The 14,974-nt window shown below is 63.9% G+C and carries 15 protein-coding genes; 9 read left to right on the top strand and 6 right to left on the bottom strand.

The window, feature by feature from the left end:
• Positions 1 to 101 precede the first annotated feature (101 nt).
• The 4 genes from recG to P1U48_RS01540 form a co-directional block, all read right to left on the bottom strand.
• Positions 102 to 2,186, bottom strand: a complete 2,085-nt coding sequence (gene recG, locus P1U48_RS01555; RefSeq protein WP_301066439.1) for an ATP-dependent DNA helicase RecG — start codon at positions 2,184 to 2,186, stop codon at positions 102 to 104.
• Positions 2,183 to 4,300 carry an NAD-dependent DNA ligase LigA gene (gene ligA, locus P1U48_RS01550; RefSeq protein ID WP_301066436.1) on the bottom strand — a complete coding sequence of 706 codons (2,118 nt, stop codon included), beginning with the start codon at positions 4,298 to 4,300 and terminating at the stop codon, positions 2,183 to 2,185. The genes recG and ligA overlap by 4 nt, the downstream gene beginning before the upstream one ends.
• 139 nt (positions 4,301 to 4,439) lie before the next feature.
• Complete coding sequence (gene ctrA, locus P1U48_RS01545; protein WP_301066434.1) at positions 4,440 to 5,156, bottom strand: response regulator transcription factor CtrA; 717 nt, start codon at positions 5,154 to 5,156, stop codon at positions 4,440 to 4,442.
• 118 nt (positions 5,157 to 5,274) lie between these two features.
• Entirely contained in the window at positions 5,275 to 5,565 is a 291-nt protein-coding gene (locus P1U48_RS01540) for a DUF1153 domain-containing protein (RefSeq protein ID WP_301066432.1), read from the bottom strand.
• A 177-nt stretch (positions 5,566 to 5,742) separates the two neighbouring features.
• Here P1U48_RS01540 and mnmA point away from each other — a divergent pair, with 177 nt between their 5' ends.
• Positions 5,743 to 6,885 (top strand): tRNA 2-thiouridine(34) synthase MnmA, encoded by a 1,143-nt coding sequence (gene mnmA / locus P1U48_RS01535; protein WP_301066430.1) that lies wholly within the window; start codon positions 5,743 to 5,745, stop codon positions 6,883 to 6,885.
• Between the two features lie 90 nt (positions 6,886 to 6,975).
• On the opposite strand, the gene P1U48_RS01530 is transcribed toward mnmA, so the two are convergent.
• Together P1U48_RS01530 and dksA are read right to left on the bottom strand one after the other, a co-directional pair.
• On the bottom strand, positions 6,976 to 8,169 hold the full coding sequence (locus tag P1U48_RS01530; RefSeq protein WP_301066428.1) for an FAD-dependent monooxygenase: 1,194 nt from the start codon (positions 8,167 to 8,169) through the stop codon (positions 6,976 to 6,978).
• 111 nt (positions 8,170 to 8,280) lie between these two features.
• The gene (dksA, locus tag P1U48_RS01525) at positions 8,281 to 8,703 is read right to left on the bottom strand and encodes an RNA polymerase-binding protein DksA (RefSeq protein WP_301066425.1); all 423 of its coding nucleotides are present in this window, start codon (positions 8,701 to 8,703) and stop codon (positions 8,281 to 8,283) included.
• A gap of 287 nt (positions 8,704 to 8,990) precedes the next feature.
• On the opposite strand from dksA, the gene P1U48_RS01520 reads away from it, so the two are divergent.
• The 8 genes from P1U48_RS01520 (at position 8,991) to P1U48_RS01485 (ending at position 14,972) form a co-directional block, all read left to right on the top strand.
• Positions 8,991 to 9,830, top strand: a complete 840-nt coding sequence (locus tag P1U48_RS01520) for a MoxR family ATPase (RefSeq protein WP_301066423.1) — start codon at positions 8,991 to 8,993, stop codon at positions 9,828 to 9,830.
• A 104-nt stretch (positions 9,831 to 9,934) separates the two neighbouring features.
• Positions 9,935 to 10,393, top strand: coding sequence for a GNAT family N-acetyltransferase (locus P1U48_RS01515; RefSeq protein WP_301066421.1), 459 nt, complete (start codon positions 9,935 to 9,937; stop codon positions 10,391 to 10,393).
• Positions 10,390 to 11,766 carry a DUF2927 domain-containing protein gene (locus P1U48_RS01510; RefSeq protein WP_301066419.1) on the top strand — a complete coding sequence of 459 codons (1,377 nt, stop codon included), beginning with the start codon at positions 10,390 to 10,392 and terminating at the stop codon, positions 11,764 to 11,766. The genes P1U48_RS01515 and P1U48_RS01510 overlap by 4 nt, the downstream gene beginning before the upstream one ends.
• A 1-nt stretch (position 11,767) precedes the next feature.
• Positions 11,768 to 11,935, top strand: coding sequence for a hypothetical protein (locus tag P1U48_RS01505; protein WP_301066417.1), 168 nt, complete (start codon positions 11,768 to 11,770; stop codon positions 11,933 to 11,935).
• A complete protein-coding gene (locus P1U48_RS01500; RefSeq protein ID WP_301066415.1) occupies positions 11,935 to 13,119 on the top strand; it encodes a VWA domain-containing protein in 1,185 nt (394 codons plus the stop codon). The genes P1U48_RS01505 and P1U48_RS01500 overlap by 1 nt, the downstream gene beginning before the upstream one ends.
• A 115-nt stretch (positions 13,120 to 13,234) precedes the next feature.
• A complete protein-coding gene (locus tag P1U48_RS01495; protein WP_301066413.1) occupies positions 13,235 to 13,612 on the top strand; it encodes a hypothetical protein in 378 nt (125 codons plus the stop codon).
• Entirely contained in the window at positions 13,609 to 14,232 is a 624-nt protein-coding gene (locus tag P1U48_RS01490) for a DedA family protein (protein WP_301066411.1), read from the top strand. The genes P1U48_RS01495 and P1U48_RS01490 overlap by 4 nt, the downstream gene beginning before the upstream one ends.
• A 38-nt stretch (positions 14,233 to 14,270) precedes the next feature.
• Complete coding sequence (locus P1U48_RS01485) at positions 14,271 to 14,972, top strand: M48 family metalloprotease (RefSeq protein WP_301066409.1); 702 nt, start codon at positions 14,271 to 14,273, stop codon at positions 14,970 to 14,972.
• Positions 14,973 to 14,974 lie beyond the last annotated feature (2 nt).

Below are 14,974 nucleotides of genomic sequence, written 5' to 3'. Positions count from 1 at the left end.
TTCCTCCTGCTCAGTTGTTTGTTGCCCCTTTGTTCTCATATCGCTCGCAACATGGCAAGAACTTTTTGAGAACATTTGAGAACAAAACAGGCTTCAGCGGGTTAACCCACTGAAATCAAACGAATCGCTTCGTCCTGTCCCATCAGCCACAGCAGCACCCGGGCCGCCTGGCCGCGCGGGCTTTTCAACTCCGGGTCATTGCTCAGCAAGGTGCGCGCGTCGCTTTGTGCCACCGCCATCAGCGCGCCGTGGCGGTCCAGATCGGCCACCCGGAATCGCGGCAACCCGGATTGCGCCACCCCGATGACATCACCAGCACCACGCATTTCCAGATCAACCTCGGCAATGCGAAACCCGTCCTCGGTCTCGCGCAGCAGCGCCAGCCGCCGCTCGGCCGCCTCTCCCAGCGGCGCTTGGTAGAGCATCAAGCAGGTCGATTGCGCGGCACCGCGCCCGACCCGGCCGCGCAGTTGATGCAACTGTGACAGGCCAAAGATCTCGGCCCGCTCGATCACCATGATCGTCGCATTGGGCACGTTCACCCCAACCTCGATCACTGTGGTCGCCACCAGGACCTGACTGCGCCCGGCGACAAATTCCGCCATCGCCGCGTCCTTTTCGGCACTAGGCATCTGCCCATGCACCAGCCCGACGACCCCCTCGCCAAAGAGCGCGCGCAGCGCCTTGAACCGGTCCTCGGCGGCGGTCAGATCGAGGGTCTCGCTCTCTTCGACCAACGGGCAGACCCAATAGGCCTGCCGGCCCTCGGCCACTGCGCGGCGCAGATGCGCGATCACCTCGTCGATCCGGCCCAGCGACACCAGCGCTGTGGTCACCGGTTTGCGCCCCGACGGTTTTTCGTCGAGCACCGAGATATCCATATCGCCATGGGTCGCCAGCGCCAGGCTGCGCGGGATCGGCGTCGCGGTCATCACCAGCATGTCGGGCGCCTGCCCCTTTTGGCCCAGTTCCAACCGCTGGCGCACCCCGAAGCGATGCTGTTCGTCGATCACCGCCAGCCGCAGGTCAGCGAAATGCACATCCGCCTGAAACACCGCATGGGTGCCGATCAGGATATCGATCTCGCCTGCCGCCAGGCGCGCCAGCCGGGCCCGCCGCTCGCTGCCCTTGTCGCGCCCGGTCAGCACCTCGATTCGCACCCCGGCGGCCTCGGCCAACGGCAAAAGGCTGTCCAGATGTTGCCGCGCCAGAATCTCGGTCGGCGCCATGAATACGCCCTGGCCACCGGCCTCGACCGCAATCAGCAGCGCCAGCAGCGCCACCAGGGTCTTGCCGGATCCGACATCCCCCTGCAGCAGCCGCGACATCCGCTCGCCCTTGGCCATATCCGTGGCGATTTCGGCAATCGCGCGGCTCTGCGCCCCGGTCGGTGCGAAATCGAGCGCTGCCAACACCCGGTCGCGCAGGCCGCCGTCGCCCTGGGTCACCCGGCCTTTGCCGCGCCGGATCGAGCGACGCGCCAGCGCCAGGGTCAGCTGATGCGCAAAGAGTTCGTCATAGGCCAGCCGTTCGCGCGCCGGATCATTCGGGGCGATATCCGCCGACGGCGCATGCGCGGCAATCAAGGCGTCGCGCCAGCCCGGCCAATGAGTTGCCAGCATCTGCCCGGGGTCAATCCATTCGGCCAGATCCGGCGCCCGGTCCAGTGCCGCATCCGCCGCCTTGGCCATCACCCGCTGGGTGATGCCATGGGTCAGCGGGTAAACCGGCTCAAACTCCGGCATCTCGCCCGCCTCGTCGGGCAGCAGCACATGATCGGGATGCGGCATCTGCGCCACACCGTCAAACAGCTCGACCTTGCCCGAGATCAGGCGCCGTTCGCCGACCGGCAGCAGCCGTTCCAGGTAAGCGGCCTTGGCGTGAAAAAACACCAGTTGGAAATCGGTTTCGGCGTCGCGCACATTCACCCGATAGGCGCCACTGCGCCCCGGTGGTTTGCGATGCGCCCCGATTTCGACCTCGACGGTCGCGGTGGTCGGCAGCAGCAGCCCGCGGATCGTCGGTCGCCGCCGCCGGTCGATGGTGCCGACCGGCAGATGCAGCAGCAAATCGCGCGGCCTTGTGATCCCGATCTGGCCGAAATGCTGCGCCGTCTTGTCGCCGATGCCGGGCAATGCCGTCAGCTCCGCGAACAGCGGAAACAGGATTTCCGGACGCGCGCTCATCCGGCACCGATCAGCGCCAGCCAACCGTCCTCGTCAATGGTCTCAACGCCCAGGTCGGCGGCCTTTTTCGCCTTCGACCCCGCCCCCGGCCCGGCCACCAGCAAATCGGTCTTGGCCGAAACCGACCCTGCGACCTTGGCCCCCAACGACTCGGCCCGCGCCTTGGCTTCGGCCCGGGTCATCTTTTCCAGGGTGCCGGTGAAAACGACGATCTTGCCCGCGACCGGGCTGTCGGATTGGGCCGGTGGGTCGGCTTTTTGCACCGACAATTGCGCCACCAGCCGGTCGATCGAGGCGCGTTCCGCCGCCTGCCCGAACGCCGTGACCAGCGAAGTCGCCAACACCTGCCCGACCCCGTCGATGGCCAGCAGCTCCTCCCAGGCTTCGCCCCCGTCCTGGGCGGCGGCCATTGCCGAGGCCAGCGCATCCCAGTCGCCGTAATGGTTGGCAATCAGTGCCGAGGCACTTTCGCCGACATGCCGGATGCCCAGCCCGAACAGCAGCCGCGACAGTGGAATTTTTCGTTTCTCATCAATCGCATCAAACAGGTTGTTGGCGCTGAGTTCGCCCCAGCCCTCACGGTTCTTCAGCTGTTGCATACCGCTGCCAAAGCGCGCGCGCAGGGTAAAGATATCCGCCGGTTCCCTGATCCAGCCGTCGCGATAGAACTGTTCGACCTGTTTCGCCCCCAGCCCCTCGATGTCAAAGGCCCCGCGTGCGACCAGATGTTTCAGCTTTTCAACCGCTTGCGCGGGGCAGATCAGCCCGCCCGAGCAGCGCCGGATCGCGTCGCCCTCTTCGCGGATGGCATCGGATCCACATTCCGGGCACGTCGTTGGAAAGTCGAATTTCTGCGCGGTTTCGGGCCGTTTGTCGAGGTCGACATCGGCAATCTTGGGGATCACGTCCCCGGCGCGATAGACCTGCACCCAATCGCCGACGCGGATATCCTTGCCCCCGCGGATCGGGTTGCCCTTGGCGTCGCGGCCGGCAATGTAATCCTCATTGTGCAACGTCGCGTTCGACACCACGACGCCGCCGACTGTCACCGGGTGCAGCCGCGCCACCGGTGACAATGCCCCGGTGCGGCCGACCTGAATGTCGATCGCCTCAAGCCAGGTCCAGGCCAGTTCGGCGGCGAATTTATGCGCCAGCGCCCAGCGGGGCGTGGTCGAGCGAAAGCCGAGCCGCGCCTGCAGCGCCAGATCGTTAACCTTGTAGACCACCCCGTCGATGTCATAGCCAAGCGTCGCGCGCTGCGCCTCGATCGCGGCATAATGGGCCAGCATTTCCTCGGGCCCGTCGCAGAGCCGGGTCAGCGGATTGGTCTGAAACCCGAGCGCAGCCAGCCGGTCAATCGCCCGTTTCTGGGTGTCGGCCAGCGGTTCCGTCACCTCGCCCCAGGCGTAGGCAAAGAATCGCAGCGGTCGGGCCCGGGTGATTTCGGCATCGAGCTGGCGCAGCGATCCGGCGGCGGCATTGCGCGGATTGGCAAATGGTTTTTCCCCCGCCGCCGTCTGGCGTGCGTTCAAGGCGGTGAAATCGGCATGGCTCATATAGACTTCGCCGCGCACCTCCAGCACTGCCGGGGCGCCGCTGAGCCGCTGTGGGATATCGGCGATGGTGCGGGCATTGGCGGTGACGTTTTCGCCGGTTTCGCCGTCGCCCCGGGTCGCCGCCTGCACCAGACCCCCATCCTCATAGCGCAATGACAGGCTCAGCCCGTCGATCTTGGGCTCGGCGGTGAAGCCCAGCGGCGCGTCATCGGCCAGGCCCAGATAGCGCCGCACCCTTGTATCGAATTCGCGCAGATCCTCGGCGTCAAAGCCATTGGCCAGTGACAGCATCCGGACCGCATGGCGGATCTTGGCAAAACCATCGGCCGGGCTGGAGCCAACGACATCGCTGGGGCTGTCGGCACGCTTCAGATGCGGAAAACGTGCCTCAATCGCGGCGTTGCGTTGCTTGAGCGCGTCGTATTCGGCATCCGAGATCTCGGGCGCATCCTGGCCATGATAGGCCAGATTGGCACGGCCAAGGCGCACAGCCAGATCCGCCAGCTCATCGCGTGCCGCCGTTTCGCTCAGGTCTTTGACCGGGTCTGTCCTGGCCACCGGGCCCTCCGAATCCGACAGGGCTTGGCCCCCTATTCCCGGTATCAGAGATAGGCGCGGCAGCGAAACAGGTCCATAGGCGAGTCAGCCGCACACCCGCCCCTCGCAGGTTCACTGCCACAATTCGCGCCCGTTAGGGTCAGGCGCCAAGCGCGATGCGCTGATCGTCGATCTCGTCGGGTTGCGGATCGCGCAGCACATAGCCGCGCCCCCAGACCGTTTCGATGTAATTGTTGCCACCGGTGGCGGTCGACAGCTTCTTGCGCAGTTTGCAGATGAACACGTCAATGATCTTCAACTCCGGCTCATCCATGCCGCCATAGAGGTGGTTGAGGAACATTTCCTTGGTCAGGGTGGTGCCCTTGCGCAGGCTCAGCAGTTCCAGCATCTGGTATTCCTTGCCGGTCAGATGCACCGGTTTCCCCGTGACATCCACCGTCTTGGCGTCCAGATTGACCGAGACCTTGCCGGTGTTGATGATCGACTGCGCATGGCCCTTTGAACGGCGAATAATTGCATGAATCCGGGCCACCAATTCCTCACGATGGAACGGTTTTGTCATGTAGTCATCGGCGCCAAACCCAAATCCCTTGATCTTGTTCTGGGTGTCATCGGCCCCCGACAGGATCAGGATCGGCGTTTCCACCTTGGCCATCCGCAATTGGCGCAGCACATCATGGCCATTCATATCCGGCAGCCCGAGGTCGAGCAGGATCAAATCGTAATCATAGAGTTTGGCGAGGTCGATCCCCTCCTCCCCCAGATCGGTGGTGTAGACGTTGAGATTGGCATGGGTCAGCATCAATTCAATGCTTTTTGACGTCGTCGGATCGTCTTCTACCAACAAAACACGCATACCGGTTCCTCCACAGCTCGCAATCATGCTAAGCGAAGGTGGTCCCAAATGGTTAACGTAATGTTACCCCCGCCCGCACAATTGTGCGATATTTTCTGTAAATCGCCATTTCGGGATGTTAACCAATGCCGGGACCACCGCGGAATTTCTGAATGCTGGTCGCCTTTAACGCCTCTTCGCCATGTTCGGTCACCGCGGTCACCCATTCGGTGAATTCCTCGGGCGTCAAACGATAGCGTTTCAGCGCCTCTTCGCGGCTGATCAGCCCGTAGACCACGCCGCGCACCACCGCCAGCTTGCGCGAGGCCACCCAACGACAGGTTTCGGCCGACGGCAGGTCAGCGCGGGTCATTATTGACCCATCGGCAAGCGTCACGGCCCTTGGCCCGGCAACCTTCTTAAGATACATGGCCGTCATCCCGTTTTGCGGCGTGCTGCACAAATGCTGCGAAAGTCGCGCAAACCTCGCCATACGGGCTTAACGGGTGGTGAAACGCCGGCTTGTTTGTGTCTCGAATTTTCCTATATTTTCGGGGACTTGCGCAACAGATCGCCGGATGACCCGCCCAGAAAAATCGGAACGACCATGGCCCTAGATCACAGCAAGCACTTGAATTCACTTGGCTTTGCAAAAAGCCCGGCGGAAACCCGCGTGGTGGTGGCGATGTCCGGCGGGGTCGACAGCTCGGTGGTGGCGGCGATGCTGGCCGAAGAAGGCTATGATGTCGTCGGTGTCACTTTGCAGCTTTATGATCATGGTGCGGCGCTGGCGAAAAAGGGGGCCTGCTGTGCCGGGATCGATATCCATGACGCCCGCCGGGTCGCCGAAGAGATGGGGTTTCCGCATTATGTACTGGATTACGAAAACATTTTCCGGGATGCGGTGATCGACGAATTCGCCGACAGCTACCTGGCCGGGGCGACACCGGTGCCCTGCATTCGGTGCAATGAGCGGGTGAAATTCAAGGATCTGCTGCAAACCGCGCGCGACCTTGACGCCGATTGCATGGCCACCGGTCATTATATCCAGCGCAAGCTGGGCGCCAATGGCGCGCAGTTGCATTGCGCCACCGACGCCAATCGCGATCAAAGCTATTTTCTGTTTTCGACCACTCCGGAACAGCTGGAATTTCTGCGGTTTCCGCTCGGCCATCTCGCCTCGAAACACGAAACCCGGAAACTTGCGGCGAAATACGGGCTGGCGGTGGCGGACAAGCCCGACAGCCAGGATATCTGTTTCGTGCCCAACGGCAATTACGCTGCGGTGATTGAGAAATTGCGCCCCGGCGCCGCCGATCCGGGCGAGATCGTCGATCAAGATGGCCAGGTCCTTGGTCAACATGACGGGGTCATCCATTACACCATCGGCCAGCGTCGCGGCCTTGGTATCGGCGGTCTCAGCGACCCGCTCTATGTGGTCGGGCTCGATGTCGACAACCGCCGGGTGATCGTCGGACCCAAGGCGATGCTGGCCACCCGCAGGGTGCCGCTGCGCGAGGTCAACTGGCTGGGCGACGGCGGCTTTGATGATGTCGCTGAGCGCCATATCTCGGTCAAGGTCCGCTCGACCCGCCCGCCGCGCGAGGCGATCCTGCGCCCGCTCTCCGCCACCACCGCCGAGGTCGAGCTGCTGACCCCCGAAGAGGGCGTCGCGCCCGGTCAGGCCTGTGTGTTCTATGAAACCACCGGCAGCCGGGTTCTCGGCGGAGGCTGGATCCACAAGGGCTAAGCCCGCCGCCCGTCCCCGCGCGCCACCGCTTCATCTTGCCAGAAATATTCCGGGGGAGTCGGGCCGCAGGCCCGGCGGGGGCAGCGCGCCCTACACCGCGTCCGCCAGCACCACACCGCCGGTCACGTCATGGCGATAGATCCAGTCAAACTGATGCAGCATCGCCGCCGGGGCCAGCCGCCCGCCCAGGCGCAGCGCCGCATGGGCGGCGGCGCGCAGCGGTGGCAGCGACAGATGGTATTTCCAGGCATTGCGCGAGGCCACCGCGACCACCCGCCGGGCCCGGTCACGACGGGCGGCCTGATAGGCAGCCAGCCCCGCGTCGCGCCCGTCCGCCTGCGCCAGAGCGTCGGCCAGCACCCAGGCATCCTCCAGCGCCAGGCAGGCGCCCTGGGCCATGAACGGCAGGGTCGGATGGGCCGCATCACCGAGCAGCGCCACCCCGGGTCCGTGCCAGCGATCAACCACCGGATGCCGGAACAGGCCCCAGCGATGCACCGGTCCGACCCGCCCCAGCAGCCGCTGCACCTCGGGGCCGAAATCGGCAAAGCGACGGCTCAGCACCTCCGGGTCGCCGACCTGCGACCAGCGCTCTTCGGTCCAGGCCTTGGTTTCCTCGACCGCAACGATATTGCGCTGCCCGCCGCCGCGCAGCGGGTAGGTCACCAGATGACGATGCGGTCCCATGTAGAGGCGCACCTCGGGCAGCGGGTCCGTCGGCTCGTGCAGCACCGCGCGCCAGGCGACCTGCCCGGTGAACACCGGCCGCAGCTTTGGTGCCAGCACCGCGCGCAGCCTGGAATGCAGCCCATCGGCGCCAATCACCAGATCCGCCCGCAGCCGGGCACCAGAGCTGGTTTCGACCTCCGGCACCGCACCGGGGTGCACGGTTTTTACCTTTTGCAGCAGCCGGATCTGCACCCCGGCAGCGCGGGCACCCGCCGCCAGCACCGCGATCAGATCGGCGCGGTGCACGCAGAGATGCGGCTGGTCGCGCCCGTGCCGGTCCAGATCCAACCGCAGCACGTCGGCGCCGCTGAAATCATGCAGGCAAACCGCCCGCGCCCGCACCGGCGCCGTTGCCATCAACGCCGACTCCAGCCCGAGCCCGCGCAGCACCGCGAGGCCGTTCGGTGAAATCTGCAATCCGGCGCCGACCTCGGTGATCTCATGCGCCTGTTCCAGCACCGTGACCGTGGCACCGCGCAACGCCAGCGCCCGGGCCACCGCCAGACCGCCGATGCCCGCCCCCAGGACGACAATGTTGAGTTGCTTCAAATCCATGCAGCGTGCAGACACGAAAACGCGCCGCAGCGAAAGCCCGGCGCGTATGATTTCTGAAATCTCTTGCCACCAATCCCCGCGGGGTCACCGCCCCTCGGGCGGCATCGCGCCTCAATCGTCGCGATGTACCTTCTCACGGCGCTCGTGACGCTCCTGCGCCTCAAGGCTCATGGTGGCGATCGGGCGGGCGTCCAGGCGTTTCAGGCTGATCGGCTCACCGGTCACTTCGCAATAGCCATATTCGCCCTCTTCGATCCGGCGCAGGGCGGCGTCGATCTTGGTCACCAGTTTGCGCTGCCGGTCACGGGTGCGCAATTCCAGCGACCTGTCGGTTTCTTCGCTGGCGCGGTCGGCAACATCGGGAATGTTGCGGGTGCCGTCCTGCAGCCCTTCGATGGTGTCGCGTGAATCGGCCAGCAAGTCATCGCGCCAGCCCAAGAGTTTTCGACGAAAATATTCGAGTTGCCGCTCGTTCATGAAAGGTTCGTTCTCGGCGGGTTGATAATCGTCGGAAAGAAAGGCTTCAGCTTTCATCAACAAGGCTCCTTGAAATATGGCCGAGCCGTCGATTTTGGCGCACCGACGGTCAGCTGGCCACCCCTTTGATCAGGGATTTACTCCTTTAAGTAAGCCTTGTCACTACACAAAGCGGAAACGATTAACCATCGGATCGCGCAGCAGAACCAGGCTGCGCCCGCCTATCGGAACCTGCCGACCGGCAAGTGAATGATTGCGGCCCCCGGAGAAGCGCCTTAGTCTCTGCCGGGACAGGAGATCGGGCATCGCGAAGCGACCCAAGGCAGATAGGGAATACACGCAATATGAAATTCAAGGGAACCAAGGACTACGTCGCCACTGACGATCTGACCGTGGCTGTCAACGCCGCCGTGACGCTGGAACGTCCGTTGCTGGTCAAGGGCGAACCCGGCACCGGCAAGACCGAACTGGCACGGCAAGTCGCCAGCGCCCTGGGACTCGAGATGATCGAATGGAACATCAAATCGACCACCAAGGCGCAGCAGGGCCTGTATGAATATGACGCCGTTTCACGCCTGCGCGACAGCCAGCTGGGCGACGAACGGGTGCATGACGTTTCCAACTATATCAAGAAGGGCAAGCTCTGGCATGCCTTCACCGCTGACAACAAGGTGGTGCTGCTGATCGACGAGGTCGACAAGGCCGATATCGAATTCCCCAACGACCTGCTGCAAGAGCTCGACCGGATGGAATTCCACGTCTACGAGACCGGCGAAACCGTGACCGCCAAGGTTCGCCCGATCGTGATCATCACCTCGAACAACGAAAAGGAACTGCCGGACGCCTTCCTGCGCCGCTGCTTCTTTCACTACATCCGCTTCCCCGACATGGAGACGATGAAACAGATCGTCGCCGTCCACCATCCCGGGATCAAGGAACAGTTGCTGACCACCGCCCTCACCCAGTTCTTTGAACTGCGCGAGACCTCGGGGCTAAAGAAAAAGCCCTCGACCTCGGAAGTGCTGGATTGGCTGAAGCTGCTGCTGGCCGAGGATCTGACCCCGGAGGATCTGAAACGCGACGGCGCCAACGCCCTGCCCAAGCTGCATGGCGCGCTGCTGAAGAACGAACAGGACGTGCATCTGTTCGAACGGCTTGCCTTCATGGCCCGGGGCCAACGATAGTATTGGCATCGCCTTAATCCTGCCGGAAAACCCCGGCAGGGTCAGGGCGGGCAAGGCGCTGAGATGGCGCCCTGTCCGAATGTAGTGCAGCGATGAGGTAGAGAATGGCGGGTCAGACCCTGATCGTGCGCCCGATCACGCACTCAGACCGCGCCGAATGGGCGCGGCTTTGGGACCTCTACCTGGACTTCTACAAGACCAGCACCACCGATGCGGTGCGTGATGTCTATTTTGCCCGGCTGCTGGGCGATGACCCTCAGGATTACAACGGCTTGCTGGCGGTTCTTGATGGAAAACCGGTGGGCCTGGTGCATTACCTATTCCACCGCCATGGCTGGAAGCTGGAAAATGTCTGCTACCTTCAGGACCTCTATGCGCTGCCGGAATCCCGGGGCACCGGCGTTGGCCGGGCGCTGATCGAGGCGGTTTATGCCCGTGCCGATGCGGCCGGGGCGCCATCGGTCTATTGGATGACGCAAGAGGACAACACCACCGCCCGCCGCCTCTATGACCGGATCGCGCAGAAAACCGATTTCATCAAATACCAGCGGCCTGCTGGATGAGACTCAGCACCGCCTTTGGCCTGTTGATGGTCCTCGCCGCCTGTCAGCCGCTGCCGCGCAACGACGACGCGCTGTCGCGTGCCGCCACCGCGCCCACCGGCCAGCGGATGCCGCCGATGAAGCTGTTCGCCGAATCGCGTGGCGGCCGCGGCCAGATCAACGCCAGCAACGCCGATATCGCCCGCGATTTCCTTGACCTGGCATTCCGCCTGGAAAGCGGGCGCGAGCTGCCGGTTCTGACCCGATTCGAAGGCCCGATCCGGGTGCGAATCACCGGCAACCTGCCCTCAGGCATGGCCACCGAACTGGACCGGGTGCTGAAACGGATGCGCAGCGAGGCCGGGCTCGACATCGCGCGCAGCAGTGGCGCCGCCGGGATCACCATTCAGGCCGTCACCGGCGACCAGATCCGGCGCTACCTGCCCCAGGCCGCCTGTTTCGTGGTGCCCAATGTGGCAAGCTTGAACGAATATGCCGGTGTCCGGCGCCGGGCCTCGGTCTCCTGGGCCAGCCTGACCACCCGCAGCAAGATCGCGATCTTTATCCCCAATGACGTCAGCCCGCAGGAAATGCGCGATTGCCTGCACGAGGAATTGGCGCAGGCCCTGGGGCCGCTCAACGACCTCTACCGGCTGGATTCATCGGTGTTCAACGATGACAATATCCACACCGTGCTGACCGCCTTTGACATGCTGATCCTGCGCGCCTTCTATGCGCCGGAACTGCGCAGTGGCATGACCCGCGATCAGGTTGCAGCCCGCCTGCCAGCACTCCTTGCGCGGCTGAATCCGGGCGGCGAACACCGCCCGTCAAACCCGCTGAATGAAACCCCGCGCGCCTGGATCGAGGCGATTCAATCCGCCCTCGGCCCCGGAGCCTCACCGGCAGGGCGGCTGAACGCCGCCTCGACCGCGCTGAAAATCGCCACAAGGCAGGGCTGGAGCGATCACCGCCGGGCCTTTGCTCATTACGCCTTTGGCCGCCTGATCCAGGCCAGCGACCCCGATTCCGCCCTGGCGCATTACCGCAGCGCTGATGCGATCTATTCCCGCACCCCGCAAACCCGAATCCACCGCGCCTTTGTCCGCGCCCAGCTGGCTGCCCATGCCATCGCCCGCGGTCAGGGCGACGAAGCACTGCATTTGCTCAACGGTCAGGCCGAGCTGGCCCGAAGCCATGAGAATGCCGCGCTGCTCGCCTCGATCCAGATGTTGCAGGCCGAAGCGCTGGAAATGTCCGGTCGGGTTTCACAAGCTCGTGCGATCCGCCGTGACAGCCTCGGCTGGGCGCGCTATGGCTTTGGTCCCGAATGGGCGGTGCGGGCGAAACTGTCAGAAGTTGCCGCGCTGAACCCGACCAGATCCGGAGGCTGACATGCTGGTGATCATCGGCGCCGTATTGGGCGCATTATTTGGCGGCTGGCGTGCCCGGTCGCGCGGCGGCAAGACCGTGGACGTTTTGCAATACGCTGTCGTCCATGCCATGATCCTGGCTCTCGGTAGCCTGTTCCTTACCCTTTTCCTTCATCGTGCGTTGATCTGATGTTCATTCCCTTCTTTGAAAACCTGCGCAAACACGCCGTCCCGGTGACTCTGCGCGAATACCTGACCTTTCTCGAGGCGATCAAGGTTGGCCTCGCCACCTATGACCCCGAGGCGTTCTATTACCTGGCGCGGACCGCGATGGTGAAAGACGAACGCAACATCGACAAATTCGATATCGCTTTCGCCAAGACCTTTGAGGGTCTCGAAAACATCTCGTTCGAACAGGTGCTTGAGGCGGTCGATCTGCCCGCCGAGTGGCTGGAACAGATGGCGGAAAAGCATCTTAGCAAGGAAGAGATGGACGAGATCAAGGCGCTCGGCGGTTTTGAAAAACTGATGGAGACGCTGAAGGAACGGCTGCGCGAACAGGAAAGCCGCCATGAGGGTGGCAGCAAATGGATCGGCACCAAGGGCACCTCGCCCTTCGGCGCCCAGGGCTTCAACCCCGAAGGGGTGCGCATCGGCCAGGAAAAATCCCGCCATCAACGGGCGGTCAAGGTCTGGGACAAGCGCGAATTCAAGAATTTCGACGACACTGTCGAGCTTGGCACCCGCAACATCAAGGTGGCGCTGAAACGCCTGCGCCGCTGGGCCCGTGACGGTGCCGACGAAGAGCTTGATCTCGACAACACCATCCGCGCCACCGCCGAACATGGCTATCTGGACGTGAAAACCCGGCCCGAGCGGCGCAATGCGGTCAAGGTTCTGCTGTTTCTCGATGTCGGCGGCTCAATGGACCCGCATGTCAAAGTGATGGAAGAGCTGTTTTCGGCGGCCAAGGCCGAATTCAAGCACATGGAACATTTCTATTTCCACAACTGCGTCTACGAGGGGCTGTGGAAGGACAATCACCGGCGCTGGTCCGACCAGACCCCGACCTGGGACGTGCTGCGCACCTATGGCCATGATTACAAGGCGATCTTTATCGGCGACGCCTCGATGTCGCCCTATGAGGTGGCCTATCCCGGCGGTGCCAATGAGCATTGGAACGAGGATTCGGGCGAAACCTGGCTGCGCCGGGCGCGTGAGCAATGGCCCGACAACCTCTGGATCAACCCGGTGCCCAAGAAATACTGGGGCTATACCCAGTCGATCAAGATGGTGCGCGAGATATTTGAGGACCGGATGCATCCGATGACCCTGGAAGGTCTGGCGACCGGCATGAAAGAGCTGTCGCGCTAAGACGCGACCGCACCGCACCGGCCTGGCTGACAAATCCTTTTATCCGGCGTCCGCACCTTGCCGTGCGGCGTGGCAACCGCCATGCTTAGGCAACCGCAAGCCCAGGCCAAATCCGATGTCTGATCGCCCTGCCCTGACCCGCCTGATCCGCCAACATCCGCTGGCCCTGTCGCTGTTTGCCCTGGCCAGCCTGGCGGCGCTGTTCTTTGTGGTGCGGACGCTGGTCTTTATGATCTACTGGACCGATCCCAGCCATCGCGACCAGACCCTCGAGGCCTGGATGACGCCGCGCTATATCGCCCACTCCTGGCATGTACCGCCGCAGGATCTGGCCGCCTTCCTGCGCCTGCCGATGCCACCGCCGCAGCGCGCCACCCTGGCCGAGATCGCGGCGCGTGACGGGGTGCCGGTGGAGCAGCTGATCGCCGAACTGTCGGTGTTCCTTGCCGCACAATCCGTCCCCCCCCAACAAGCGGCGCAGCCGGCAAAATGACCGACACCTTGTTTGCCCTGATCGCCGATTGGGGCGTGCCGCTGTTGGCGGTGATCACCTTCTTGTCCTGCCTGGCGCTGCCGGTGCCGTCCTCGCTGGCGATGCTGACCGCCGGTGCCTTTACCGCCTCGGGCGATATGACGCTGGCCGCCACCGCCGGCGGCGCCCTGGCCGGCGCGGTGATCGGCGATCAGGCCGGATATCTGATCGCCCGGGCCGGGTCCGCGCGGCTGGAGCGGCTGCTTGCCAGGCGGCCAAAGCGCCGCGCCCTGTTCGAGCGCGCCCGGGCGCTGACCGACAAGCACGGCGGCCCGGGGGTGTTTTTCAGCCGCTGGCTGGTGTCGCCGCTGGGCCCCTATGCCAATTTCGCCGCCGGTTTGACCCGGTTCCACCACTTGAAATTCACCCTCTGGGGCGCGGCGGGCGAAGTGGCCTGGGTGGCGATCTATATCGGGCTGGGGCGGCTGTTTGCCGGGCAGCTCGATATGGCTGCCGAATTCGCCCAGGATCTGAGCGGGCTAGCCGCCGCCCTGGCGCTGATGGGCCTGTCGGCATTCTGGATGACCCGGACCCTGCGCCGCCGCAGCAACGGTCGCACCGGCCCCCACGGCAAAGGCTGACCATTGCCCCGCCCGCTGCAAACCCCCATATCGATCCCATGCTGCGCCTGACCCCAATCCTGCTGGCCTTGCTCTATGGCCTGGTCGCCTACCGGTTCTCGGTCTGGCGCACCGGGCGCGAGCTTGACGCGCGCTCGACCGAGCTCGCCGATCCGCAGCTGCGGGCCTTGACCAACCGGCTGGCACAGGCGCTGGACCTGCCCAGCATCCGGGTGCATCTCTATGAGATCGAGCCGGTGAACGGCCTCGCCGCCCCGGACGGCCGGATTTTCCTAACGCGCGGCTTTTACCGAAAATTCCGCGAAGGCCTGGTCACCGCCGAGGAACTGACCTCGGTGATTGCGCATGAGCTCGGCCATGTTGCCCTGGGCCATTCGCGGCGGCGGATGATCGACTTTTCCGGCCAGAACGCCTTGCGCACCGCGCTCGGGCTGGTGCTGTCGCGGCTGATCCCCGGGCTTGGCATCTATATCGCCGGGGCACTGACATCGCTGCTGGCGGCGCGCCTGTCGCGCTCGGATGAATATGAGGCCGATGCCTATGCCGCCGCGCTGCTGACCAAGGCCGGGATCGGCACCGAACCGCAGAAATCCTTGTTCCTGAAACTCGCCAGCCTAACCGGCAGCAACGGCGGCACCGCCCCCGCCTGGCTGATGAGCCATCCCAAAACCGAAGAGCGGATCGCCGCCATCGACAGGCTGGTCGAGGGCTGGACCGTCACCGGACAGACCGACAGCTGAGA

Origin of the sequence: Pseudooceanicola sp. (genome assembly GCF_029213205.1) — a bacterium.
In the GTDB taxonomy this organism is placed as follows: domain Bacteria; phylum Pseudomonadota; class Alphaproteobacteria; order Rhodobacterales; family Rhodobacteraceae; genus Pseudooceanicola.
Note: the sequence above shows the minus strand (reverse complement) of the source record. Positions and strands in the feature narration are given on the sequence as shown.